This window comes from Olleya sp. Ti.3.14 (assembly GCF_038154885.1).
Lineage (GTDB): Bacteria > Bacteroidota > Bacteroidia > Flavobacteriales > Flavobacteriaceae > Olleya.
In genome coordinates this window covers 137750-162798 of record NZ_JBAKAO010000001.1, presented here as the reverse complement: position 1 = coordinate 162798, position 25049 = coordinate 137750, and the positions used below count along the sequence as shown (strand labels likewise).

The 25049-nt window shown below is 32.3% G+C and carries 26 protein-coding genes and 1 riboswitch; of the genes, 9 read left to right on the top strand and 17 right to left on the bottom strand.

Annotated features, from left to right (window positions below):
* Window positions 1-10 precede the first annotated feature (10 nt).
* The 10 genes from V6251_RS00760 to V6251_RS00715 all read right to left on the bottom strand — a co-directional run bounded on the left by V6251_RS00760 (window position 11) and on the right by V6251_RS00715 (window position 8144).
* A complete protein-coding gene (locus tag V6251_RS00760; RefSeq protein ID WP_341586553.1) occupies window positions 11-634 on the bottom strand; it encodes a MarC family protein in 624 nt (207 codons plus the stop codon).
* Between the two features lie 178 nt (window positions 635-812).
* The gene (locus tag V6251_RS00755; protein ID WP_341586552.1) at window positions 813-1619 is read right to left on the bottom strand and encodes an SDR family NAD(P)-dependent oxidoreductase; all 807 of its coding nucleotides are present in this window, start codon (window positions 1617-1619) and stop codon (window positions 813-815) included.
* A 181-nt stretch (window positions 1620-1800) separates the two neighbouring features.
* Window positions 1801-2754, bottom strand: coding sequence for a 2OG-Fe(II) oxygenase (locus V6251_RS00750; RefSeq protein WP_341586551.1), 954 nt, complete (start codon window positions 2752-2754; stop codon window positions 1801-1803).
* Between the two features lie 161 nt (window positions 2755-2915).
* On the bottom strand, window positions 2916-4022 hold the full coding sequence (locus V6251_RS00745; protein ID WP_341586550.1) for an L-dopachrome tautomerase-related protein: 1107 nt from the start codon (window positions 4020-4022) through the stop codon (window positions 2916-2918).
* A 138-nt stretch (window positions 4023-4160) separates the two neighbouring features.
* Window positions 4161-4505 (bottom strand): cupin domain-containing protein, encoded by a 345-nt coding sequence (locus V6251_RS00740; RefSeq protein WP_341586549.1) that lies wholly within the window; start codon window positions 4503-4505, stop codon window positions 4161-4163.
* 46 nt (window positions 4506-4551) lie between these two features.
* Window positions 4552-4674, bottom strand: coding sequence for a hypothetical protein (locus V6251_RS00735; protein WP_341586548.1), 123 nt, complete (start codon window positions 4672-4674; stop codon window positions 4552-4554).
* A 23-nt stretch (window positions 4675-4697) separates the two neighbouring features.
* Window positions 4698-5357, bottom strand: coding sequence for an oxygen-insensitive NAD(P)H nitroreductase (gene nfsB, locus V6251_RS00730; protein WP_341586547.1), 660 nt, complete (start codon window positions 5355-5357; stop codon window positions 4698-4700).
* Between the two features lie 214 nt (window positions 5358-5571).
* A complete protein-coding gene (locus V6251_RS00725) occupies window positions 5572-6201 on the bottom strand; it encodes an alpha-ketoglutarate-dependent dioxygenase AlkB family protein (RefSeq protein WP_299247874.1) in 630 nt (209 codons plus the stop codon).
* 51 nt (window positions 6202-6252) lie between these two features.
* Window positions 6253-7761, bottom strand: coding sequence for a BCCT family transporter (locus V6251_RS00720; protein WP_341586546.1), 1509 nt, complete (start codon window positions 7759-7761; stop codon window positions 6253-6255).
* An 83-nt stretch (window positions 7762-7844) separates the two neighbouring features.
* Complete coding sequence (locus V6251_RS00715; protein WP_341586545.1) at window positions 7845-8144, bottom strand: putative quinol monooxygenase; 300 nt, start codon at window positions 8142-8144, stop codon at window positions 7845-7847.
* 186 nt (window positions 8145-8330) lie between these two features.
* Between V6251_RS00715 and V6251_RS00710 the strand changes: the two genes are divergently transcribed.
* On the top strand, window positions 8331-9227 hold the full coding sequence (locus V6251_RS00710; RefSeq protein ID WP_341586544.1) for an AraC family transcriptional regulator: 897 nt from the start codon (window positions 8331-8333) through the stop codon (window positions 9225-9227).
* Here the strand turns inward: V6251_RS00710 and V6251_RS00705 are convergent, their stop codons facing one another.
* On the bottom strand, window positions 9228-11597 hold the full coding sequence (locus tag V6251_RS00705; protein WP_341586543.1) for a tail fiber domain-containing protein: 2370 nt from the start codon (window positions 11595-11597) through the stop codon (window positions 9228-9230).
* Between the two features lie 329 nt (window positions 11598-11926).
* On the opposite strand from V6251_RS00705, the gene V6251_RS00700 reads away from it, so the two are divergent.
* From V6251_RS00700 to V6251_RS00665, 8 genes are all read left to right on the top strand, one after another.
* Window positions 11927-12640, top strand: a complete 714-nt coding sequence (locus tag V6251_RS00700; RefSeq protein ID WP_341586542.1) for a hypothetical protein — start codon at window positions 11927-11929, stop codon at window positions 12638-12640.
* Window positions 12641-12824: 184 nt separating this feature from the next.
* Window positions 12825-12923, top strand: a riboswitch (SAM-I-IV-variant riboswitch).
* 48 nt (window positions 12924-12971) lie between these two features.
* Complete coding sequence (locus V6251_RS00695) at window positions 12972-14273, top strand: Na+/H+ antiporter NhaC family protein (protein WP_341586541.1); 1302 nt, start codon at window positions 12972-12974, stop codon at window positions 14271-14273.
* 117 nt (window positions 14274-14390) lie between these two features.
* Window positions 14391-14975, top strand: a complete 585-nt coding sequence (locus V6251_RS00690; RefSeq protein WP_341586540.1) for a TetR/AcrR family transcriptional regulator — start codon at window positions 14391-14393, stop codon at window positions 14973-14975.
* Between the two features lies 1 nt (window position 14976).
* Window positions 14977-15642 (top strand): NAD(P)H-binding protein, encoded by a 666-nt coding sequence (locus V6251_RS00685; RefSeq protein WP_341586539.1) that lies wholly within the window; start codon window positions 14977-14979, stop codon window positions 15640-15642.
* Between the two features lie 16 nt (window positions 15643-15658).
* A complete protein-coding gene (locus V6251_RS00680) occupies window positions 15659-16291 on the top strand; it encodes an NAD(P)H-dependent oxidoreductase (protein WP_341586538.1) in 633 nt (210 codons plus the stop codon).
* 24 nt (window positions 16292-16315) lie between these two features.
* Entirely contained in the window at window positions 16316-17311 is a 996-nt protein-coding gene (locus tag V6251_RS00675) for an NADP-dependent oxidoreductase (protein ID WP_341586537.1), read from the top strand.
* Window positions 17312-17332: 21 nt separating this feature from the next.
* The gene (locus V6251_RS00670; protein WP_341586536.1) at window positions 17333-18493 is read left to right on the top strand and encodes an iron-containing alcohol dehydrogenase; all 1161 of its coding nucleotides are present in this window, start codon (window positions 17333-17335) and stop codon (window positions 18491-18493) included.
* Window positions 18494-18603: 110 nt separating this feature from the next.
* Complete coding sequence (locus tag V6251_RS00665; protein ID WP_341586535.1) at window positions 18604-19401, top strand: type 1 glutamine amidotransferase domain-containing protein; 798 nt, start codon at window positions 18604-18606, stop codon at window positions 19399-19401.
* A gap of 195 nt (window positions 19402-19596) precedes the next feature.
* Here the strand turns inward: V6251_RS00665 and V6251_RS00660 are convergent, their stop codons facing one another.
* The 6 genes from V6251_RS00660 to V6251_RS00635 form a co-directional block, all read right to left on the bottom strand.
* A complete protein-coding gene (locus V6251_RS00660; RefSeq protein WP_145001677.1) occupies window positions 19597-19788 on the bottom strand; it encodes a cold-shock protein in 192 nt (63 codons plus the stop codon).
* 136 nt (window positions 19789-19924) lie between these two features.
* Window positions 19925-21184 (bottom strand): DUF2130 domain-containing protein, encoded by a 1260-nt coding sequence (locus V6251_RS00655; protein WP_341586534.1) that lies wholly within the window; start codon window positions 21182-21184, stop codon window positions 19925-19927.
* A 283-nt stretch (window positions 21185-21467) separates the two neighbouring features.
* Complete coding sequence (locus V6251_RS00650) at window positions 21468-22865, bottom strand: NAD-dependent succinate-semialdehyde dehydrogenase (RefSeq protein WP_341586533.1); 1398 nt, start codon at window positions 22863-22865, stop codon at window positions 21468-21470.
* Window positions 22866-23001: 136 nt separating this feature from the next.
* A complete protein-coding gene (locus tag V6251_RS00645; protein WP_341586531.1) occupies window positions 23002-23508 on the bottom strand; it encodes a peroxiredoxin-like family protein in 507 nt (168 codons plus the stop codon).
* A 176-nt stretch (window positions 23509-23684) separates the two neighbouring features.
* Window positions 23685-24548, bottom strand: coding sequence for a YihY/virulence factor BrkB family protein (locus V6251_RS00640; RefSeq protein WP_341586530.1), 864 nt, complete (start codon window positions 24546-24548; stop codon window positions 23685-23687).
* A gap of 69 nt (window positions 24549-24617) precedes the next feature.
* The gene (locus V6251_RS00635) at window positions 24618-25049 is read right to left on the bottom strand and encodes a PepSY-like domain-containing protein (protein ID WP_341586529.1); all 432 of its coding nucleotides are present in this window, start codon (window positions 25047-25049) and stop codon (window positions 24618-24620) included.

The window sequence follows — 25049 nt, the reverse complement described above, 5'->3', positions numbered from 1 at the left end:
TGTTTTGAATTTAAGTAGCGATTAAATCGAAAGAGATCTTAATACCTTGAATAATCATACCTGTACCAATGATAGCTATAATTAGTCCCATGATTTTTCCAATAACCGAAATTACATTATGACCAAAAATTTTAACAATGACATCACTTAATTTAAAAGTGAAATATGTTAATAAGCTCATAGACCCAAAAATAGCAATTACTAAAAACATTTGTAAAGGGGCTGCATTTGACACAAAATTCATAGCTGTTACAATAGTTCCTGGTCCAGCTAAAATTGGTATTGCTAAAGGAGAAACTGCAATATCCTCGTCAATATGTACATTATTTAAGCTTTTAACATTAGATTGTTTAGATTGTAGCATATCAAAACCAATAAAAAATATTAAAATACCTCCAGTTATTTTAAATGCAGGAATACTAATATTAAATAATTCGAAAATATATTTACCTAACAGAATAAAAATAGTTACTATTATAAAGGCAATAAAATTAGCTTTTTTATTGATTACACTTTTGGTTTGTTTGTCAGCACCTTGAGTTAGCGACACAAAAACGGTCATGTTTGATATCGGATTTGTTATGGCAAAAAAAGCAGTAAATACTGTAATTGCAAATGTTGTAATGTTTTCCATAGACTGTGAAAATTTAAATCTGGAAAGAACTTGAATTACTTCTGTTTAACCAAACCAATTATGATTTTATTTAGAATATTTTACAATTATTATATATAATAATAAATGCTACAATTAATTATGTGATTAATTGTAGCATTTTAGTATCAATTCTTTTTTTTATTGAAAATCTGATGCTTTACACTACACGTTGAGTAATACGTAACAATTCCTCAATTTTTACCGCATCATAAGCATCAGGATGCGCTGGAGAAAAGTATCCTTTTGGATCCCCTTTATCATTGTCAAAATACTTTCCTGAATCATTTTTATAATCATCAGACAATGCCAAATCTAATAAAATATCAACGCCTTTTTCTGCTGGAGACCAATGCTGACCATACGCTTCATTTGCCATTTTAGTATTTAATAATGACCCAGGATTTACAGCAATAACCGTAATATTCGGTTCTTGTTTTGCTAGATTAAAACTCCACATCGTCAATGCTAATTTACTTTGCGCATAGGTGCTATTTGCAGAGTCTTGCTCCTTCCCCTTTAAAACAGCTTCAGAAATTGGAGCTTGTGCAGCAGAACTTAAATTAATAATTCTTGGAGCTTCGGATTGCTTTATGTTTTCTAATATGGCATTTGTCAACACATAAGGTGCTAAATAATTTACCACCATTCTAATGTCTAATCCGTTTTTATTCTGAACCTCTTTCGTTTTAAAAATCCCTGCATTATTGATTAGTATATCTATTTTAGGAATGTCCTTTTTAATCTGTGCTGCTAATTTTGAAACAGCTTCTAAATCCGAAAAATCAGCCACCAAACCATGGATGTTCTGATTGTTTGTTGTTGTTTTTATTCCAGAAACAACCGCGTCTACTTTTGCTTCATTTCTTCCATGTACATAAACTGTATGTCCTTTTTCGGCTAAACTAAAAGCTGTTAACTTTCCAATACCGTCTGTACTTCCTGTTATTATTATTGTTTTACTCATAATTTTTTTTATTAAAATATCACCTTGAGTTCAGATGCGAACTATAAAACCTTTCGACTGCGCTCAAGGTGACATTTTCTTATTTTTTTTTGAATTTTATTATAAAATTCTAATAAATAGTCCAGTAGCTATTTTTCCATATAATCATTGCCTAAAGCAAGATAAACGTTTTCTAATCCTTTTAAAAAGGTGCAAAGGTATCTTTGGTACTCTTTGGCATACTCCAACGCTCACGAGGACTAATACTTTCTGGTGTAACCACTTTAGATACTGAATTATCGACACTACCGTAGCTACTTGCTCCGCCTCTTGGAATTTGCATACGGTCTCCGTATAACCACACTACCAAGTTACTGCGTTGCCCACTAATAATTGGGTGCGTAGCGTGCGCTACATCGCCTCTGTGAATTATTGCTTGCCCTGATTCAAATGTAGTTTGCACCGTTTTTCCCGTGGTTTTATCGTAAAAATCAACTTGCGAACCTGTAAATGCTTCATCGGGTAAGTTAATATTAATATTTAAAGTAGCAGCAGAAGCATCCGTGTGTGCGTGTAAATCTTTGTCTTTATCTGGGTTGTACTGAATAGAAAAACCAAATGTTTGGTTGTCATAACCATAAGTCCCCAATAACAAACGTGCAATCGGACGCATATAGCGGTCCATAATATCGTTATAAAATGCCTGAAAATTCGGTGCTGCAAGGTAGCCTTCTGAGCGTGGATCAAGCATAATTCCATAACGATTCAATTGTATTCCGTATGGTGCTCGTTTAGGAATTTGTGAATTTACTACAGCTTCTAAATATTTACGAAAATCCGCTAAGCGTTCTGGGTTAAAAAACTGTGCAGAATAAACACCAGGCATAATTTCTTCCCATAAATCGGCAACAGCATTTTCTTTTTCTGGGTTTTCCCAAGCATCTTTAATTGCCTTTTGCAAGCTTGGATCTAGTAGCGTTTCGTCAGGGATTAGTAAATTATCTTTGTTTTCAATTTCCCATTCCGTCCATGCCTCTTCTAGTAAATCTCGATTATTATTCCAAAAGTGTGAAACAGAGGCTTCACGGTTTAACGAGGCTTCACGAGTAGGTAAAGTAAGTGCACGAGCTTCTTCTAATATATTTTTATTTGTCATTGTTTTTATATTTTTTTACCAAAAACTGTCGCAATAGGATATTTTGGTTTTGTATGCATTCTTGATTTTAAGTTAAAATCAATAGAAAAGCCACTCAAACAGTGGCTTCTCTTCTTATTTAATAATAATAAAAGGTATTCAACTATTAATCAATTCTTAAATTATCTAAAATAAACCCCTGTTGTAATAGGTTTAAACCTGAAAATGTAAAATGGTTTTGTAGATAAATCTTTGCCATCATTAAACGCAGCACCTTTGTTTACCTGGGCAGCGGACACATACATATAACCGTCTACATGATTGTAGCTTACACCATCTGGCCAAACCATATTAACATCTTTCACCATGGTTTTTACACTTTTATCTTTGGCCAAAACAACAGCAACACTGTTGGTTTCTAAAGCTGTTAAATAAATATTGCCTGCTGTATCAATACTCATTCCTCCATTGTTTGGTTTTTCGGAATAGGTTTCGATTTTACTATCTAATACTTCTTCCGTAAAATCTTCATTTACTAAATCTAATGTTTTAATTCTGTAGATTTTAGTTCCGTTTAACGGACCATAATAAATGTATTCAAAATTAGCATCGGCAGTAATACCATCATTTCCTACCAACAAATCTTTACCGTTAACCGCTAAATGTTTACCGTTAATTACTGTTGGTGTGTTTTCTGGTAATGTTGTGCGTGTACCTTCTAATAAACGACGTGTTTTACCCGTTTTCATGTCTACAATAATAAATGCAGCATTTGTACCATCTCCTCCATTTCCAATACCTTCATCTGCAATTATAAAATAACCGTTTTTAGTATCAACAACCATATCATTTGGCTGCGAGTGCTTTGGTACGCTAGATTTAGGTAAATAATAAATACGTTCTAACTGATTGGTTTTTGTGTTCCAACCCACTATTTTAGGTGTTACATTATCTCGTTGCGCCATATCTAACATCCAAACAATTCCGTTTTCATCGTTTCTAATACCTAAAACATTACTTAGATAATTATCGTCTGTAGTTCGTGGTGTATTCCACGCTTTATTAGGAAACGGTTGGCTTACTTTAGTTTTGGCATCCATAATCATGACTCTATTTTCTGGTGAGAAAAAAGGATGATGACTATAAACTAAATCGCCAGTATCCGTAAACGTAATATTACCAACTGCCTGTGCTGTAGTTGCAAAAACTTCGGTTTCACCTATTGTGTTTTGTGCTTTTATGGACATAACTGACGTAATTAAAATTAATAAGACACTAATATTTTTCATCTTGAATATAATTATGACGTCAGTTCTAGTGAAATTCTTATTCAGAATTTTGTACCGAGAACTTTTTCGTTACCCAAACTTCTCGATACTAATTTCTCGTACCTCAAAATTCACTCGAAATGACGTTATTTTAAAGTTTTACTTACTCTTTTTTAAATACTCTGGTAATTCTTTAGATAACCAATCTTCACGCACAGGAACATGTATATCTAAATCTACTGTTTCTTCTAAAGCCCAAAACTCATGCGGTACATTTTCTGGAAACACAATCACTTCTCCTGCTCCAACTTCTACAAACGTTTCTTTACCATCAATAATGGTTTTGATTTTTACTTTTCCAGACATGATATAAGTAATCTGTTCGTTTGGATGTTGGTGCCAAGGAATATGAGCGTCTTTTTCTAAATTAAAAATGGTCATCTGTACTTTTTCTCCATGAAACCATTTACGTTTGATTCCTTCTCCAATAGTTTTAGATTCCATGTCGTCAAAATTGAAATGTTGCACTTTTGAAGTGGCTATAGAATCTTTAAATAGCTTTTATTTCTACTAAAATATCTCTCCCAGTAGCTTTTGGCGTATTTAATTCTATGTCTTGTAATGAGTTAACATCTTCTATTGGAAGATTCTCTTTATATCCTATTGCTTTCATTTTACTTATGTCGTTCTAATAAATTATATTACAGTGATAATTTCACTTTGTGGTAATCTAGATTTTGGTGTTTTTTCTGTTGAGTTAAAATCAGATTCTGCTCTATAGCCTAGAGAAACAGCTACTAAAGACGTAAATCCTTTTGCTCTTAACCCGAATTCTTCATCTAAAGCTTTAACATCAACACCTTCCATTGGCGTTGCATCAATACCTAAACTAGCTACTCCTAATAAAAAGCTACCAATGTTAAGATATACTTGCTTTTCCATCCAATGTTGATAATCTTTTAAATCGTATTTATGAATGTCTGCAAATGCTTTTACAGCGCCTAAAAAGCCATTTTTAATGTCTTCATTTGGGAACCTTCCATTTTTATCATCTATGTCAGCTATGTGCTTGAAATAGTCTTCATCAGCATCAATTTTAGAACAAAACAGTACAACTGCTGACGCATCCGTGATTTTTGGTTCATTAAAATGAAAAAAGCCTTTAGTACCTTTGGCCATACGTGCTTTACCTTCTGTAGTTTCAGCAACTATAAAGTGCCAAGGTTGAAGGTTTACACTTGATGGACTCATCCTTAATAAATTTTTAACCTGTGCCATATCCGATTCAGATATTTTTTTGGTAGTATCAAATTCTTTAGTTGTGTATCTCCAGTTTAGTGTTTCTTCTAAATTCATATTTATATGTTTTAATGATTAATTTTTAGTTATGTACAAAGATAAAACCAGTACACAGGTAAATTGAAGTATAAAAAAAGGTGAATTAGGTATAAATGGAGGTTTTAGACTTTAAAAAACATAAATATTTCTTAATTTTTATGAAATAACCCGACTATAGCCAACCATTTATACTTTTAAAACCATCGTAATCCTTTATTAATACCAAAAAAAATTACTGAACCCATCTAAAGGTTAAGTTAATTCTTGGTAGAATAGGTTTTACTGTTTTAGGGATTTTGTGTTTCCAGTTTTCTTGTGTAGCACCTTGCATTATTAACATGCTACCATGGGCTAACGGAATTTCGATACGTTTTAAATCCTTACGTGTGGCGTGTTTTAACTGAAACGGTCGTGTGGCTCCTAAAGTTACCGATCCAATTACCGTGTTTTTACGTTTACCGACTTCATAATCTTGATGCCAATCTACACTATCCTTTCCGTCGCGATAATAGTTAAGTAAGCAACGTGTAAACTTGACATCGACCTCCTGTTCTATACGTTCCTTGATTTTAATTAATTCTGCAGTCCAAGGACGTAACTTTGTTGTTTTTCCAACATAAGCAACTTCTAAATCCGTATCACCATACCATGCTGTAAGTCTAGGTAAATCTATTTGCTTACCATAAATAGCCATTTGGTCCTGCTCCCAAGTTGTATTATTTAATAGACTTGTATATAAGGCATTACTTTCTTCTATGCTGAAGAAATTTTCGAATAAAGTAACATCTGCACCAGGTAAATCATATACTGTTTTTACGACTTGATCTGTAGAAAATAAGTTAGGTTGATTAAACACATCCATACTTTTATTGTTTATATATTAATCGAAAATAGGACTAAAAACTTACAGTAATTACTGCTCTATTTTACTAGGTATTGCTTTGTTTTTCCTTAGGTCTTTAACAAAAAGAATCAACATAATTATAATAAAGAAAGCGAACGGTAACGACGTGATTATCAGTAAACGTTGTACTGCTTCTAAAACATTGATATCTGCCTTAATATTACCCAACAATACTAAAGCTATTGTAGCTAATAAAATAAAAACAGACCAGATAACACGATGTACTTTACTTGGGTTTTTAGCGCCTTTATCTGTAAACATACTTAATACAAATACTGCCGAATCTACAGAAGTAATTAAAAAGCTGATCAATAATATAATTGAAGTTATATTTAAAAATGTCGCAAACGGATAATGTTCAAAGAATACAAAAATGGAAGAAAACACGTTGCTAAATTCATTATTATAAGTTCCCCATTCTTCTATTAATTGAAAGGCAGACGTTCCGAAAACGGAAAACCAGAAAAAAGTCCCCAAAGACGGAATGATTAAAACACCCAATAGCAGTTGTCTAATGGTACGACCTTTAGAAATACGCGCAATAAATATACCTGTAAATGGTGCCCAAGCCAACCAAAAGGCCCAATAGTAAAAGGTCCAACCGGTTAAGAATTCTAAACCAGGATTATAATCGCCAAGCGCTAAACTCATGGGCACAAAATCGATTATATAATGATATGTAGATGTGAAAAATGCTATTAAAATTTGTTTTACATCACTAGTAAAAAAGATAAACAACAAGATGGCAAAAGTGACAATGATATTTAGGTTCGAGAATATTTTAATCCCTTTATTAACACCTTGCCAAGCAGAATAACAAGCCATAGTAGAAATAAACACACATAGTAAAATTGTAGTTATTAGTCCAAAATTTTGATTTGAAATATGATTTAAACCACCATTAATCTGTGTTGTTCCTAATCCGATTGCAGCCACTAAACCAAAGACAGTCGTTATAATAGTTATAACATCTACGCTGTTTTTTAAGGTCTTGCTTTTAACATCGTCTTCTATAGTTGCGCTTATTCTCACCCTCTTTTTCTTAACATGTAAGGCGTACCCAACAATTACTGCAAAAAGGCCATAAAAAGCCCACGCTGTAAGTCCCCATTGGTAAAACGTAAACTCTAAAGCGACGGTTTGTGCAGATAAACCAGAAGTAAAAGGCGGATTTTGTTGCATAAAAACAGGCTCTTGCACTGCTCTTAATAAAATACCAGACCCCATTCCTGCACTATAAAGCATAGCCGTCCAAGACCATAAAGAGTATTCTGGTTTAGACGATGGTTTCCCGAGTTTTATTCGTCCATATTTTGAAAACGCAATTAACAAAAGCGCCAAAACACAACCAGAACCTAAATACAAATAAAAATACCCAAAATAGTTACGCACCCATAATGAAGCACTTTCAATAGCATTATAACTTGCTTCAGTAGCAAAAAACACAACCAATGTACAAGTAAATATGATACTTACTGATATTGATAAAATGGAGTGTTTTTGAACGTGTTTAAACATTAAGGGTGTTTTGATTTATTCAAAAATAGGGATTAGAATTTAAATCCTAATCCCTATTAAATAATTTATAACTGTATGGTTTTCTAATTTACTGTTTCTGTCATTTCATTTAAAATAAACTCTTCAACCTTACCTTCTGTTACTTTTAAATAATGCGCTAAATATTTATTACCCATATGCTTTTGCCATAACTCACGATTCACCCATTTTTCATGAAATATAAAAAAGTTTGGATTATCATTATCCTGATGTAGATCATAACTTATATTACCTTCCTCTGCTCTAGTCACATCTAAAAGTTTTAATAGTTCTGCTTTTACAAACGCTCTATGTTCCTCTTTTACTAAAATTCTTGCTACAATTGTTAAATACGATTTTTTCATGAGTAAAATATTTAGATGTATTCAAGATTAGTCTCAAATACAATACAAAGGTATGATTGAACTGCCCCCTTTTAATGTACTTTAAATGGATATTAATGTATAAATAAAGGTTATAAGTATGAAAATTCAGGTTGTTATTTCTTTTTTTTCTAAATTTGAATAGAAATTGTAAACAATCAGACAGAAATGCAAGTAATTGAAGCTTTTAAACCTTTCGAAATACAAGAAATAGAATTAACAGATTGGAAACAACGTCCTGTTAAAAACAACTTTTTTGAATTGGTTTTAGTTAAAAATGGTACAGGAACGCAATGTATTAACTATAACGAGCACGCCTATAATAAAGGCAGCATCTTTTTATTACCACCTTTAAAATGCCACTCATTTACAATAGCGCAACCTACACAATTTGTGTTTTTAAAGTTTACAGATTCATTCTTTAAAAACATAAATCGTATTACTATTGATAGAAATGAATGGTTTAAAGAAGCCTCTTATATTTTATCAAATTACAACCAATTACCAGGTGATATTATTAAGAATGATGTAGATAGGAACCATCTAGAAAGCTTAATCAGTATGATTTTACAAGAATCTAGAAACTACGGAGAATCGTCTATAAACCTTGTGACAAGCCTAATGACTAGCATTCTTGAAATACTAATTAGGAACATAAAAAAAGGAAGCTATTTTGAATTACCTAAAAATAATTCGGATGATAGAATTACAAAAATGCTAACTTATATTAATGAAAATATTGATAAAACAGAGTTGCTTAAAGTCGAAAATCTGTCCGATGTCTTTATGATGTCTCCAACTTATGTTAGCGAGTTTTTTAAAAAACAAGTTAATATGCCTTTACGTGAATACATTATTAAAGCGAAGCTCAAATTAGTAGAAATAAGACTACTAAACTCTGATTTTACACTAACTCAAATTGCTGACGAGTTAGGTTTTACAGATGTTAGTCATTTATCTAAAACGTTTAAACGCTACGCTGGAACTTCAATACGTGAGTTTAAAAATAATGGAGAGTATATGTTACTAAAAAGAGGTGCTTGTGCTTCTAATATTAGAGCTTAATTATTTCTTATTTAATAACAAGTCTTTGATCTCTTTCAGCTCGTTTTCCATAGCTTCTTGTCTTAATTTTAAAGCTTCATTTTCGGACTTTAAAACCTGAATCTCCTCTGTTTGTTCTTGAATAGCTTTTACCATTGGCGCCATTAAATCGTTGTATCTTACACTTAGCATACCTTCGGTATCTTCTGTAATAATCCCATTTATTTTTGAACTACTATTTTTTAATGTTTCTTGTAATTCCTGAGCTATAAAACCATACTCCAATTTATACTTTTTGTCATTATTCCTGAAGTAAGATACTGGACGTAATTTGTTTATAAAATCTAATCCTAAATCTGAATCTTCAATAGTATTTTTCCAACGTTTATCCGATGTTATAGTCCATGCTACTTGGACGCCAGCGTATGTTATGGCTGTACCACCAATTCTTACTTGGTTGCTAGCTGCTCCATCAGGAACATTAGATAAATAACCGATTGCAATATTATTGCTTCCTGTGCTTACATTGTCTAAAGACCTATGACCAACAGCTGTATTACCGCTTCCCGTTGTTAATATTCTGGATGAGTGATAACCTAAGCTAGTATTATTACTTCCTGTTGTACTTAAATTTAAGGCGATATAACCCATTCCAACATTGTAATTACCAGATATATTTCTTGGTAAAGCACTATATCCATTTGCTGTATTACCTAAACCAATGGTATTATCATTTAATGATGAACCACCTATTGCTGTATTATAATTCCCAGAAGTGTTTGAATTTGAAGTATTAACTCCTATAGCAACATTTCTAATACCATCAATATTACCACTTAAAGCACCCTGACCATAAGCAACATTATAGTCACCTGAAACATTATTTAACATGGAATTTATACCACTAGCAGTGTTTCCTGTGCCTGATGTATTATATAATAGTGCATTTACACCTGAAACCGTGTTATTAGCTCCTGAAATATTATTACTTAAAGCGTTAGATCCAGTTGCTGTGTTATTTGATCCTGTAGTATTAAGTCTCATAGCACCATTTCCAATTCCTGTATTACCAGCACCCGAATTATTTGTATATAGCGAATTAGCTCCAACAGCAGTATTTCCCGTTCCTGTCAAATTTGAATATAATGCATTTGCACCTATTGCAGTCGCACTGCTCCCTGTATTATTAGATGTTAGCGCGTTATAACCATTTGCCGTATTATAACTTGCTGTTGTATTGCTAGTTAAAGCATTTACACCTGTAGCAGTATTATAGTAGCCATTATTTGTTGAAAGCGCAAGTACACCTACAGCTACATTACTACTTCCTGTAGTATTTAGTAATAATGCATTCTTACCTATGGCTGTATTATTACTTGCAGTATTGTCTTTAAGCGAATTTGCGCCTAAAGCAGTATTATTAAACCCAGTAACATTAGCATATAAAGCATTTGAACCAACAGCTGTGTTTTCATTAGCTGCAGTATTAGAATATAAGGCATTACTTCCAACCGCTGTATTGTAATCACCTGTGGTATTAAAAGTTAGTGATTCTGACCCAGTAGCTGTGTTGTGCGTTCCTGTTGTATTATCAAACAATGAAAAAAGCCCACTAGCAGTATTATTAGTTCCGGTTGTATTTTTAGTAAGTGACTGCATACCTATTGCAGTATTATTTCCTCCTGTAGTATTTTGATTTAATGTTAACGAACCAACGCTTGTATTACCAGAGCCAGAAGTATTGTTAACTAAAGTACTAGATCCAATTGCTGTGTTAGAACTGGCAGTATTTGCAATAAGCGTATTAAAACCTACTGCAGTATTACTTGTACCATCTTGATTATAGCGTAAAGCGTTTTGCCCAATAGCTGTATTTTGTCCTCCAGAAGTATTAGAAGACATAGTGTTTACACCAATACTAACATTATCTGTACCTGTAGCACTAAGTGGCAAACTGTTAACACCAAATGAAGTATTATTAGAATTTAGTAAACCTGCTTGTATGTTATTTCGTTTAAAAACTAAATCTTGATTATCTAAGGTACCTATAAAATTAACAGTATTATCGGTTCCTGAATTACCCAAAATACTCCAAGTATTATCAACTATTTTTGACGTTGCTAATTTTGACCATTCTGTTCCATTCCAATAGTAATAACCTGGAGTTATATTAGAAACTGTTGAAGTATTATATATTAACAAACTGATACTTGGTGAAGGTATTGTAGAAACATCTGAAGTTGATGTTAAGCCAATTCTAGGTATTAATAGGCCTTTATCTGTACTTGTTACATCTAAAATTGATGAAGGATCTGGTGTTGTAGTGTTTATGCCAACTTGTCCGAAAGAAATTAGGGTACAGAAAAGAATTAAAAAGGTTAAGTTTTTCATTATTAAGGATAATTATTTAGGAGCGCGAATTTAAACGATATAATTGTACAATACAACGATTATCTATTCTAAAGCTTGCATTTTACAATATAATTAAGACCAGAATATAAATTTGAGTTTAATAGAAATTGATACGAATGAATATATTATGGCTCAAACCCATAAAACTGACTTACATACTTTGATTGCCATTATTTTTGAAAGTAATTGACATCAAAAATATTGCAAACTATAAAACTATTTAATTTTAGACTGATTATAAATTAAAAAAACCGGAGTAAGTTGATTAACATTTAATTATATTTGAAAGTAATCTGCTACATTTTGTAATGTTTAAAATTAAATCTTCTTTTTTTGACATCGTTTTTTTTATTGCTGTAATAGCAGCATTGATTATGAGTGTTTCACTTACGTCAAGAAAAGATTTGATTTATATCTCTCCTATAGTTATTCTAATATTAATTTTTAAATATGTAAGTATTACTAAAAAGAAAGCTGATCCTAAATTTTTACTAGCATTTTTAGCCTTTCTTATTCTAAATATAATAAGTTTTTATAATTATAATAAATATTTTAATGCCATTAGTTTACTAACATCAGGTTACCTTGTACTTTTTACTTTGATTTTGAAAAAGTATTTAATAAAAAGTAAATTAAAATCTTTTTTATCATTATCTGTTATACTTGGCGTTTTTTTAGTTGGATATGTTATTTATGCAGTGGTAGATTTATTGATTGATCAAATTCCGAATTATAACATAATATTCATGTTTATTTGTGCGTTGTGCTTATTTATTTATGCGATCACTTTTGCTATGATTTATATTAGTGATAATTACGCTACTGGTACAATTTTGTTAGCCTCAGGTGTAGCCACAATTTTCAACCTAGGCTTATCTCCAATCAATGAATATTTTCATTATAACGAAATTTTCACCTTATTAATATTGTTTTGTCATTATTTGTCGCTTTATCTTTTTATGACATTTATTTTAAAAACTAAAGTTGTCAAAGATAATGATGTGTCTAGTAAATATTTTTAATTATAAATAACTGTTTTTAAAACTGTTAAATAATTCAATCTAACTAATCACTTCATATAATCAGACTTGTAAAAACAGTAGTTTTTAATCAGGTTTTCAACATAATTTATTACTTATATTTTTACAAATTTTAACGTATTTTAATATTTTGGTATGGCTTTATGCTATACATTTGCCAACTTAAATTAATTATCAAGAATCTCAATAAAAGGAGATAGCAACCTGCAATAACAAGCAAGGTGCTAAATAGATAAGCCAATTAATTGGAACAAATGTTAACTCATACTTCTTTTTACTTGTTGCTATTTCCTTTTAAAAATGAAAAGGAAACATGGCAAATTCAAAAACAATTACTCCAAAATTTTCAGCGTTAATACCACTATTCGTATTTGTATTTACGTTTTTAGGTGTTGGAATCTATCAAAACGATTTTTACGCATTACCAGCTCCAATTGCTGTTATAGTAGGTATAATTGTGGCATTTTTAATGTTTAAACAATCCATAACCTCTAAAATAAATACGCTGCTTAAAGGTTGTGGTGATGATAAAATATTAACCATGTGCCTAATCTATTTATTGGCTGGTGCATTTGCAACTATAACTAAGGCTACTGGAAGTGTAGACGCTATTGTAAATCTTGGACTGGATTATATTGCTATACAATACATCTATTTTGGCGTGTTTATAATAGCAGGTTTTTTATCTGTATCTACAGGTACATCTGTTGGTGCAATAGTTGCATTAGCTCCAATTGTGATTGGTTTTGCAGACAAAAGCAATGTAGATTTAGGGATATTATGTGGTGCATTACTAGGTGGTAGTATGTTTGGAGATAATCTTTCGGTAATATCAGACACAACTATTGCAGCTACACAGTCATTAGGCTGTAAAATGAGTGACAAGTTTAAGCAAAATATTAAAATCGCTTTACCTGCAGCTTTAATTACTATAGGTATTTTAATTATACAAGGTTTTGGATTAAAAGCTGTGCCGACAAATGCTGTAACCTACACCTACTCCATTATTAAAATCACGCCTTATCTATTGGTTATCCTACTTTCTATTATTGGTATAAATGTATTTGTAACATTGCTATTAGGCGTTATTGCTGGTGGACTATTAGGAATTATTTATGGAGATTTCACATTAATAGAGTCTACTAAAATCGCATACAATGGTTTTACCAGTATGACCGAAATCTTTTTGTTATCTCTATTAACAGGTGGATTAGCTGCTTTGGTGGAAAAAAATGGAGGGATAAACTATATTCTTAGTAAAATTAAAAATTTAATTCAAAGTAAACGCTCTGCACAACTAGGTATTGCTGCATTGGTTGGTACAATTAATATGGCTATTGCTAATAATACAGTTTCTATTATAATAGCTGGTCCAATCGCAAAAACAATCAACGATCAATATCATTTGGACAACAAAAAAACAGCTTCTATTTTAGATATTTTTGCTTGTATTATTCAAGGAATCTTGCCTTATGGTGCACAAGTATTAATGATACTTAGTTTTGCAAACGGTAAAATTGATTATCTAGATTTAGTTTCAAATACCTGGTATTTAGCGTTGTTATTCATTTATACAATCATTTATATTAGCTTTAAGCCTTTACGTATACGCTAGTGTTACTATGATTTAATCTTATGGTTTTATAATTAAATCATCATAAATTAAATCTTTGTTAAAAAAAAAGAATGAACATTCATTTTTGTATATCTTTGCATCAGAATTAGAACAAAAATGGCAAAACTTCAAAAAAGTATAGATAAACGTAACGCATTGGTAAAGGCGACAATCGAGTTGGTTAACAACAACGGTTTTCATGCAACACCAATGAGTAAAATAGCAAAAATGGCTAACGTCTCACCTGCTACAATCTATTTGTATTTTGAAAATAAACAAGATTTAGTAAATAAGACTTACGTCGAAGTTAAAGCAGACTATACAAAATATGCTTTTGAGACTTATAAAGAAGATATGCCTATTGAAGCTGGCTTTAAACTAATCTGGAATCGTATTGCAGACTTTAAATTAAAAGAAAGTGAAAACGCTATGTTTTTAGCACAATGTGATAACACACCAATGATTGACGAGATAAGCAGACAAGAAGGTATAAAACACTTACAGCCACTGCTAGACCTTTGGGAACGCGGAAGACAAGAAGGAATTATTAAACCTTTATCTGATTATTTACTGTACGCCTATGCTATAAATCCATTATCGTTTTTAATGATTACTCAAAAACGTGGTGTTTTTCAATTAGATAAAGCCCATTTAGAAGAAGCCTATCAATCTGCTTGGAGCAGTATAAAAGTGTGTCAATAAAATGAATAAAACAGCAATAATATTAGGAGCAACAGGTTTAACTGGAGGAATTTTACTTCAAAAATTAATTGAAGACAAAGATTATTCAAGTATCAAATTATTTTCACGATCAAAAATAGAGGGATTACCTAGCAAAGTAACTCAGTATATAGGAGATTTATTAAAACTAGAAGATTTTAAAGACGATTTTACTGCACATCAAGTGTTTTGTTGCATTGGGACAACTAAAAGTAAAACACCAGATAAATCACTTTACAAAAAAATAGATTACGGGATTCCGGTTTCTGCTGCAAAGCTTGCTAAAACTAATGGTATAGATACATTTTTAGTTATATCTGCAATGGGAGCCAATGCAAAAAGTAATATATTTTACAATAAAACTAAAGGCGAAATGGAGCAAGATGTCCTAAATCAAGATATCAACCGGACCTTTATTTTAAGACCTTCATTAATTGGAGGAAAACGCGAAGAGAGACGCACACTTGAAAAAATAGGAATCTCAATTTTTGAATTATTAAAACCACTATTTATAGGCTCCTTAAAAAAATATAAAATTATTCAACCAGAAACCATTGCACAAACCATGTTAAACTTAGCTAATAGCACTAATCATGCTAATACTATTATAACATCAGACGCAATACAACGTATTACAAAAAACAACTAAAATAAAAATTAAAACTATGGAATTATTAGACAAATTAAATTGGAGATATGCTGCTAAGGCAATGAATGGTAAAGTCGTACCAGAAGAAAAAGTAGAACGTATTTTAGAAGCTGCACGCTTAGCTCCTACGTCATCAGGTTTACAGCCTTTTGAAATATTTGTTGTAAAAAATCAAGACATTAAAGAGCAAATTAGACCAATTGCTTGGAATCAATCTGTAATTACAGACTGTTCTCACCTTTTAGTATTTGCTGCTTGGGACCATTATACACCAGAACGTATTAATTATATGTTTGATTTAACCAATGACATTCGTGGTTTTAAAAACGAAGGTTGGGAAAATTACCGACAAATGTTATTAAGTATGTATCCTCAAAAAGATCCAGAAGAAAACTTTATTCACGCATCAAAACAAGCTTACATTGCTTTTACGGAGGCTTTAACTGCTGCAGCTTTTGAAGGTGTAGACGCAACGCCTTTAGAAGGTTTTGAGCCAGATGCTGTAGATAAAATTTTAGGCTTACGCGAAAAAGGATTACGTAGTGCAGTATTATTACCAATTGGTTACAGAAAAGAAGATGAAGATTGGTTAGTAAATCTGGTTAAGGTTAGAAGACCTATGGATGAGATTGTAACCGTTATTGAATAACATAAAACTTAAATGAAATTGAATATGAAAACGATAGTATTAAAAAGCAGACCTGAAGGACAACCTACACTTTCTAATTTTGAATTTGTGGAAGACAATAAATCGTTAACCATAGCTGATGGAGAGATTTTATTAGAATCAGCTTATGTATCTGTAGATCCTTATTTAAGAGGACGCATGAGCGAGGCAAAATCTTACGTTCCACCTTTTAAGTTAAACGAGCCTGTACACTCTGGTGTTGTGGCTAAAGTTTTAGAATCTAAAAACGATAATTTTCAAGTTGGAGATTACGTTTCTGGTATGCTAAACTGGTCTACACAACAAGTGTCTGATGGTGAAGGTTTAAATAAAGTAGATCCAGAAAAAGCACCTTTAAGCACCTATTTAGGTGTTTTAGGTATGACAGGTTTAACTGCGTATTTGGGCTTAAATGAAATAGGAAAACCTAAAGCAGGCGAAACTATTGTGGTTTCTGGAGCTGCAGGAGCTGTTGGTAGTGTAGTTGGACAAATAGCAAAAATACTAGGTTTACGCGTTATTGGTATTGCTGGTACAGATGAAAAAATCGAGATGCTAAAAAGTAAATTCGGCTTTGATGAAGGTATCAATTATAATACCACTAAAGATATGAAATCTGCAATTGCAGAAGCTGCACCAAACGGAGTTGATGTGTATTTTGATAATGTTGGAGGACCAATTTCGGATGCTGTAATGTTTAGTATTAATCAATTCGCAAGAATCATTATTTGTGGTGCCATTTCAGTATATAATAATACTGAATTGCCTACTGGATTAAGCGTACAACCTTTTTTAGTTAAAAACAGTGCTTTAATGCAAGGCTTTATTGTTAGTAATTATGCCGAAAAATTCCCAGAAGCCATCCAAAAATTATCAGGTTGGTTAGCTGAAGAAAAATTAACCTATACCGAAACTATTGTTGATGGTTTTGATAATATTCCTCAAGCTTTTATCGATTTATTTGAAGGTAAAAACAAAGGGAAAATGATTGTAAAAATATAATAACCAAAAAAGAAAAAGAAGATGAACAATTTTGAATTTAAAAATCCTACCAAAATTATTTTTGGAAAGGATACCATAGAAAAATTAAAAGAAGAAATTCCAACAGATGCTAAAGTATTATTGCTTTATGGTGGAGGAAGTATCAAGAAAAACGGAATTTACGACCAAGTAAAATCCGCTTTAGCAGAAGTTGATGTCACTGAGTTTGGAGGTATTCCTGCAAATCCAGAATATGCAACTCTAATGGAGGCTTTAAAAGTAATTAAAAATGAAAATATTACGTATTTACTTGCAGTTGGTGGTGGCTCTGTAATTGATGGAACCAAATTTTTATCTGCAGCTGCTGTTTACGATGGTGATACACCTTGGGATATTTTAACTAAAAATATCAGAACAGAAAAAGGAATGCCATTTGGAACTGTGTTAACCTTACCAGCAACAGGATCCGAAATGAATTCTGGAGCAGTAATTACACGTGAAGAAACTAAAGAAAAGCTTGCAATGGGTGGACCTGGATTATTTCCTGAGTTTTCAATATTAGATCCTCAAGTAATTACCTCTATTCCAGAACGTCAATTAGCCAATGGATTAACTGATGCGTTTACACACGTGTTAGAACAATACATGACCTATCCAATTGGTGCGTTACTACAAGACCGCTTTGCCGAAAGCATTTTACAAACACTAATAGAGGTTGCTCCTAAAGTATTAAAAGATCCAACAGACTATAAAGCAGCTTCAAACTTTATGTGGAGTTGTACTATGGCTTTAAATGGTTTAATACAAAAAGGTGTACCAACAGATTGGGCTGTTCACGCAATGGGTCACGAGTTAACAGCTATGTTTGGTATTGATCACGCACGTACTTTAGCTGTAATTGCTCCAAGTCACTACAAGTTTAATTTTGAATCTAAAAAGGAAAAATTAGCGCAATATGGAGAGCGTGTTTGGAATATTACAGAAGGTAGTACAGACGATAAAGCCTATGCTGCTATTGAAAAAACAGTAGATTTTTTCCATCAATTAGGTATTGATACTAAATTATCAGATTACACTAACGATTATGAAGGAACTGCTGAAAAAATCTCAAAACGTTTTACAGATCGTGGATGGACAGGATTAGGAGAACACCAAGACTTATCTCCAGATAAAGTAGAAAAAATTGTAAAAATGGCATACTAAACATACTATCATTTTTGGGTGTAGTTAAAGTGCTATAACAGCAAAAAATTCTAAGGTTTTTAACTGCACTCAAACTGATATGATTATTAAATATACTCAGTAGTATTAAAATGAATTTAATAAAAACATTAGCCTTAACGCTAACCATTATTACAGCAACTAGCTGTAAGGATAAAACACCTTCTGAAAACGTTTCAGAAGTAAAAGCAGAAACTAAAAAAGAAAAAACTATGAACGTATTATTTGTATTGACATCTCACGATAAATTAGGAGATACAGGAAAAAAAACAGGATTTTGGGTTGAAGAATTCGCAAATCCATATTACACATTAGTAGACAAAGGTGCTAAAATTACTATTGCCACTCCAAATGGAGGTGCAGCTCCAATAGATCCAAGTAGTGATTCACCAGATGCTGCTACTGAAGATACTGAGCGTTATAACAATGACGAAGCAACACAAGCATTAATTGCTAATACACATAAATTATCAGACATGAATGCTGACGATTTTGATGCTGTATTTTATCCAGGTGGTCATGGACCATTATGGGATTTAGCAAACGATGCAACATCTATTGCCTTAATTGAAAAATTTAACACACAAGAGAAGCCTGTAGCATTTGTATGCCACGCTCCTGCTGCATTAAAAGGTGTTAAAGGAACAAATGGTGAACCTTTAGTAAAAGGTAAAAAAGTAACAGGATTTACGAACTCTGAAGAAGCTGCTGTTGGATTAACAGACGTAGTTCCGTTTTTAGTAGAAGACATGTTAAGTAAAAATGGTGGAATCTACTCTAAAAAAGAAGATTGGGCAGCTTACGCTATTCAAGATGGTAATTTAATAACTGGACAAAACCCAGCATCATCTGAGTTAGTTGCAGAAAAATTATTAGAAAGCTTAAAATAAGCTTCGCTTTAAATATTAATAAAAAAGGTTGTCCATTTGGACGACCTTTTTTTGTTTGTAATTATATGCCAAAATAAATCCATTAGAGATTGAAATCTTTTTAAATCCTGTTTTTAAATAGATCTTAAATTTAGCGCATAAAAAAAGGCTGCCTTTTTAGGCAACCTTTTTCTTGAATTGTACTGAATATATATCTTAGATAACTTTTACGTTAACTGCGTTTAATCCTTTGTTTCCTTCTTGTAAGTCAAATTCAACCTCATCACCTTCTCTAATCTCATCGATTAATCCAGAAATGTGTACAAAATGATCTTTGTCTACTCCTTCTTCAGTGATAAAACCAAATCCTTTTGTGTCGTTGAAAAACTTTACTGTACCTCTACTCATTGTAATGTAATTTATTTATTAATACTTAATATTATGCAAGTATAGTGCCATTAATTAGATAATGAGTTATAATTCTCATTTATTATTTGATTTTCAGTGAAATAAAAATTAATGTCTATGTAAAAAAACGAAATATTTAATCGTCATCTTCATCAAAACCAGGCAATTCCAAAGCTTTTACAGATTGTATTGCATTTCCAGCAATACCTTTAATAGAACCATACATATCTATCGTATTTGTCACAACTTTCTCGATTTGCTTCTCTCTTTGCTTCCAAATACGTTGCATCGATCGTTTTTCGCTCTCTAAATCAGACTTCATTTGTGTAAAACCTTCCACAATTGCTTCAATTTGCATTCTAAAGGTGTTGCTAGTTAGGTAATCATATAGTAAATCCATTTTATCACCTTTGTTTTCTTGAGTGATAATCGCGTTATTAACTTGTAAAATTCCTTCTCTTAACACAGCACACAACCCTTTAAACTCGTCATAATTACAAATCCAAATTCCATCCTTTAAACCCATTCGGTCCATATCTGATGGCATGACCTCAGTCACTAACACACCAATATTGGCTCCTCTATCTCTAATGTCTGCTTTAAATTTTTCTATCCAGCTAGGCTGAAAATCTTTTGTACGTTTACTCTCGTAGTAAATAGTACCACAGTTTTGTTCTGTTCTAGTATGTACAATTTGGATACAGTCTCCACCTCTAGCACCTTTTTTAATTTCCTCGATAGTATCTAACGGAAACTGAGCTGCTAACCACTCTTCTATTGCTAACTCTTGCACTTCACCTTGCAATTGCATGGAGCCTTGCTCCTGCTTACGTTTCATTTCTTCGGTTAGTTTTTTCTGGTCTTCCAATTGCTTTTGCATTTCTTTAAAACGCAATTCGTTTTTGTCTTCCTCAGATTTTTTAATCTTCTCCTTTTCAGCAATCAAAATCTCGTTCAGCTTTTTTTGTGCTTCCGCCTCAGCAGCTTCTTTAAGCTCACTTTTTTCTCTTTTAAGCTTTTCAATTTCAGCTTTGGATCGGTTTAACTCTTTGACTTGTTCAGACTTTTCATTTAACTCTTTTTGTAACGCAGCAAACTGATCCGATTGCTCTTCCTTTAACTTAAGTTTTAGTTTCGCTTCAATTTCCTTTTTATCTTCTTTAAGCTGATTTTCTAAACGTTCTTGAAATAACACGTTCTCGCGCTTTTTCTTTTGTTCAAAATCTAATTTTTCTTGTTTTAATTGCTCTTGCTGACTCTCGTATCGTTTTTTTTCTGCAGCAATTTGCGACTGATACTTTTGTTTTATTTCCTCTTCTAATTGATGCGATAAAATATCTTGAACATCTATGGAAGTCCCACAATTAGGACATTTTATTTGATTTTCGTTTTTCATTTTTATTCAAATTTTCTCTTAAATAAGAAATTTTTAGAGATTTTATTCTACCTATAATTTATTACATTTTTTTCAATTTAGATTAAACAAAATTGACAATATTTTAGTTGTGTAGAAAAATTAAAACTACAAAATACAAAGGGATTTTAGTGAAAAGGATTGAAAAAACTTTTGCTATCATTCTTAATTCAAACCTCAACATTAAAATTCCACCATAAACAAAAAAAAGACCAAGCTTTTCAACTTGATCTTTGATATACAATAGCTGTTACGCTATTATAATTTATTTGCTATTATTCAGCATAATAGATTTAGAATTTACAAACTCTCTGATACCAAATCCTCCATGTTCACGTCCATAACCAGAGTCTTTAATTCCTCCAAATGGCATGTTTGGATGTGCTAATCCGTAAGAGTTAATGTTTATCATTCCTGTGTCAAAATGATCTTTTGCTAATTGGATGGCTTTGTCTTCGTCTTTACTAAAAATTCCGCCTCCAAGTCCAAAACGACTGTCGTTAGCTATTCGCATTGCATCATTGTTATCTTTTGCTTTAATTAGTGACGCTACTGGTCCAAATAACTCTTCGCTATATGCTGGTTGTCCTGGTTTAACGTCGCCTAAAACAGTTGAAGGATAATAATATCCTGTAACCTCAGGAATTGTACCACCACATAAAATGGTTGCTCCATTAGCTACACTGTCTTCTACTTGTTGGTGAATTTTGTCTCTTAAATCTTTTCTAGCCATAGGTCCCAATTTAGAATCTTTGTCCATAGGATCGCCAAAATTAATGTCTTTCATTCCTTTAACAAAAGCGTCTTTAAACTGGTCGTACACTTTGTCTACTACCACAAAACGTTTTGCTGCTACACAAGTTTCTCCGTTATTGTACGTACGTCCTTGTATGCTTGTTTGTACTGCTAAATCAATATCTGCATCGTCTAATACTAAATAGGCATCATTACTACCCAACTCCAAGACTGTCTTTTTTAATGCTTTGGCTGCTTTTTGAGCTACGTACTCACCAGCTTTAGAACTTCCTGTTAGCGTTACACCTCTAACTGCTTTATGTTCGATAATTTTGTCAGATGTATCGTGATCTATAATTAAAACCGTAAAAAGGTTTTTAGGTAATCCTGCTTTTTCAAAAACGTCTTTAAGTTTTAATGCAGATCCTGTCACGTTTTTAGCGTGTTTTAATAACACTCCGTTTCCTGCCATTAAATTTACTATCGCATAACGAATGGCTTGGTATAATGGAAAGTTCCATGGTTGAATACCATAAATAACGCCTAAAGGTGCTTGTTGGATGATTCCTTTTCCACCATTTTCCATGGTACGTACTTCGTCTTGTAATTGTTTGATACCTTCAGTTGCTGTGTATTCACAAATTCCAGCACAAAGCTCTATTTCATCATGACTATGACTCACTAATTTACCCATTTCTTGAGTCATTAATTCGGCATGTTCATCTTTAACCTCCAATAGCGTTTTTCCAACTGCTTTAATAATGGTTGCGCGATCTTCTAACGATTTTAGTTTCCAATCTAAAAAAGCTTCATGACAATTGTCCACAGCTTTAATAGCTTGGTCTTCTGTCATGTAATCGTATTGTTTTATTGTTTTTTCGGTTGCTGGATTAATCGTTTTAAATCCTTTATCTGTGGTATTACTCATTTAAATTTATATTTAAGTTAGTGATACGCTTAGCACTGTCCAAGTGGGACTTTAATATGAGTAAGCGTGTTTTAAAATGCCTTTAATGAAAGGCTAATCGTGTTGTTGAATTAAATTTATATTTAATCCTAAGGTTTTAGGCTTCTCCTCTAGCAGGATAATCCGCTTTTAGTATGTAGTCAATACCACCTAAAACATCATTAAAACCTGGTCTTCCAAATGGCATGGATTGGATAGATTCCCAATACACGGTTTGGTCTGGTGTAATTAAAAATAATCCAGGCTCTGTAAATAATTCTGGTTCTTCTTTAATTCCTGAAGAAATAAATAATCCCCATTTTCTAGCTTCGTCGATTGAAAAATCGTAGCCTAACGGAATGTTTGAAATGTCCCATTCTTTATGTGTTGCTTTTGCGACGTCCTCTGTATCAGAACTGATGGCAATAACATTTACGCCTCTATCTGTAAATTTATCTAACTTTTTTTGAAGCTCTTCTAATTGACTCTTGCAAACAGGACAATGTTTACCTCTATAAAATAATACTAATGTGAAATTTTCTGGCGATTGATCGCTTAATTTCCATGTGGTATCGTTAACTAATTTGATTTGTAATTCTGGTGCTTTTTCTCTTGGTTTAATCACAGCTTTTTATGTTTTATAATTAATCAGAAACGTGTTGCTATTTGGATAGCGTTTTATAATTAATTGGTTTGAATTTGTTTTACACAAAGGTCAGAAAAAAGCTTGCTTTAACTGTTACACAATTACTGTTGTCCTTTACAATATTGACACATTAGTTAAATATTAAGCCCCTAATATTAATCCTTAATAAAGCTATTAGCGTAGGTTTTTGTAAAATGTGCACCATACAATAGTATCAAGCTAGTATAAGACACCCAAAGCATAATTAATATTATAGAACCTGCTGCTCCATAGGTGGATCCTGGTTGCATGGTATTAAAATATATAGCTAAAAGGTATTTACCTAATAAGAATAGTAAGGTGGTAAGTAAAGCTCCTACCCTAACGGACTTCCAGGAAATAGTTGCTGAAGGTAAAAACTTAAACATAGCAGCAAATAATACGTATATAAATCCAATAGAAATTATAAAGTCAAAAGCAAACAAGTATTCCACGACATTATCCGGAAGAAAGCGTTGTAATTGATTGCTAAACGTACTTAATAATGAAGTTAGTAAAAAACTAGTTAGCAGTAAAAAACCAATAATTAATATAAAACCAAAGCTTTTTAAACGACTAATAAGGGTTGCTATAAATCCATTGGTATAATCCGCTTCATTATCCCAAATTTTGTCAAAAGCAGCTTGAAGCTGAAAAAACACTCCTGTTGCACCATATAATAAGGTTGCTATACCAACGACTGTTGTAAATAATGATGTGGTTTCATTACCACGACCAACTATCATTAATCGAATAGTTTCGGCAGTGTCAGGACCTATGGCTTTAGCGATTTCATCTAACAATTCACCCTGTACAATATCACGTCCCCAAACAGATCCTACTAAATTTAATATGATTATAATTAAAGCTGGTAGAGATAAAATGGCGTAATACGCAACAATTGCGCTACGTTGGAAGGGTTCGCTTTTATACCAAGACTTTGCTGTAGTAAACAATAGTTTAGGTAAACTTGTAAGCTTAAATGTTTTTGTGGTTATCATGTTGCTATTGGAATATAAAACTACAAAAGCCCAACCTAGTTAGTTGGGCTTTATAAACTAAAGGCAATACTAATTTATAATTGTTCCGTTTGCTCTAAACTCGACATCCTTATTTTTACCTTTTTGCTTAAACTCTACGTCATAAAATTCGCCTTTTGACGCACTATTAACATACTCGACTTCGGTAATGTCTTCACTACCATATTCTTTTTTAATGATGTCTCTAATAGCTTTAGGCAAGTCATCTTTTTTAATGCTAGATTCGGTTTCAATCCAATTTCCGCTAGGACTAAAATCTGCTCTATATTTTTCTCCATTTTGTTTAAATTGTGCTTCGTAATTACCATTTGCATCAACCTCCCAATCTGGATTATTTTCGTTTGGATACTTGGCTTCAAATGCTTGTTTAACAACCTCAGGAGTTTGTCCTTTAACTGTGTTTTGACAACTAAACGCGATAAGTGCGATTAGGGCAAATTTTATGTTTTTAAATGCTTTCAT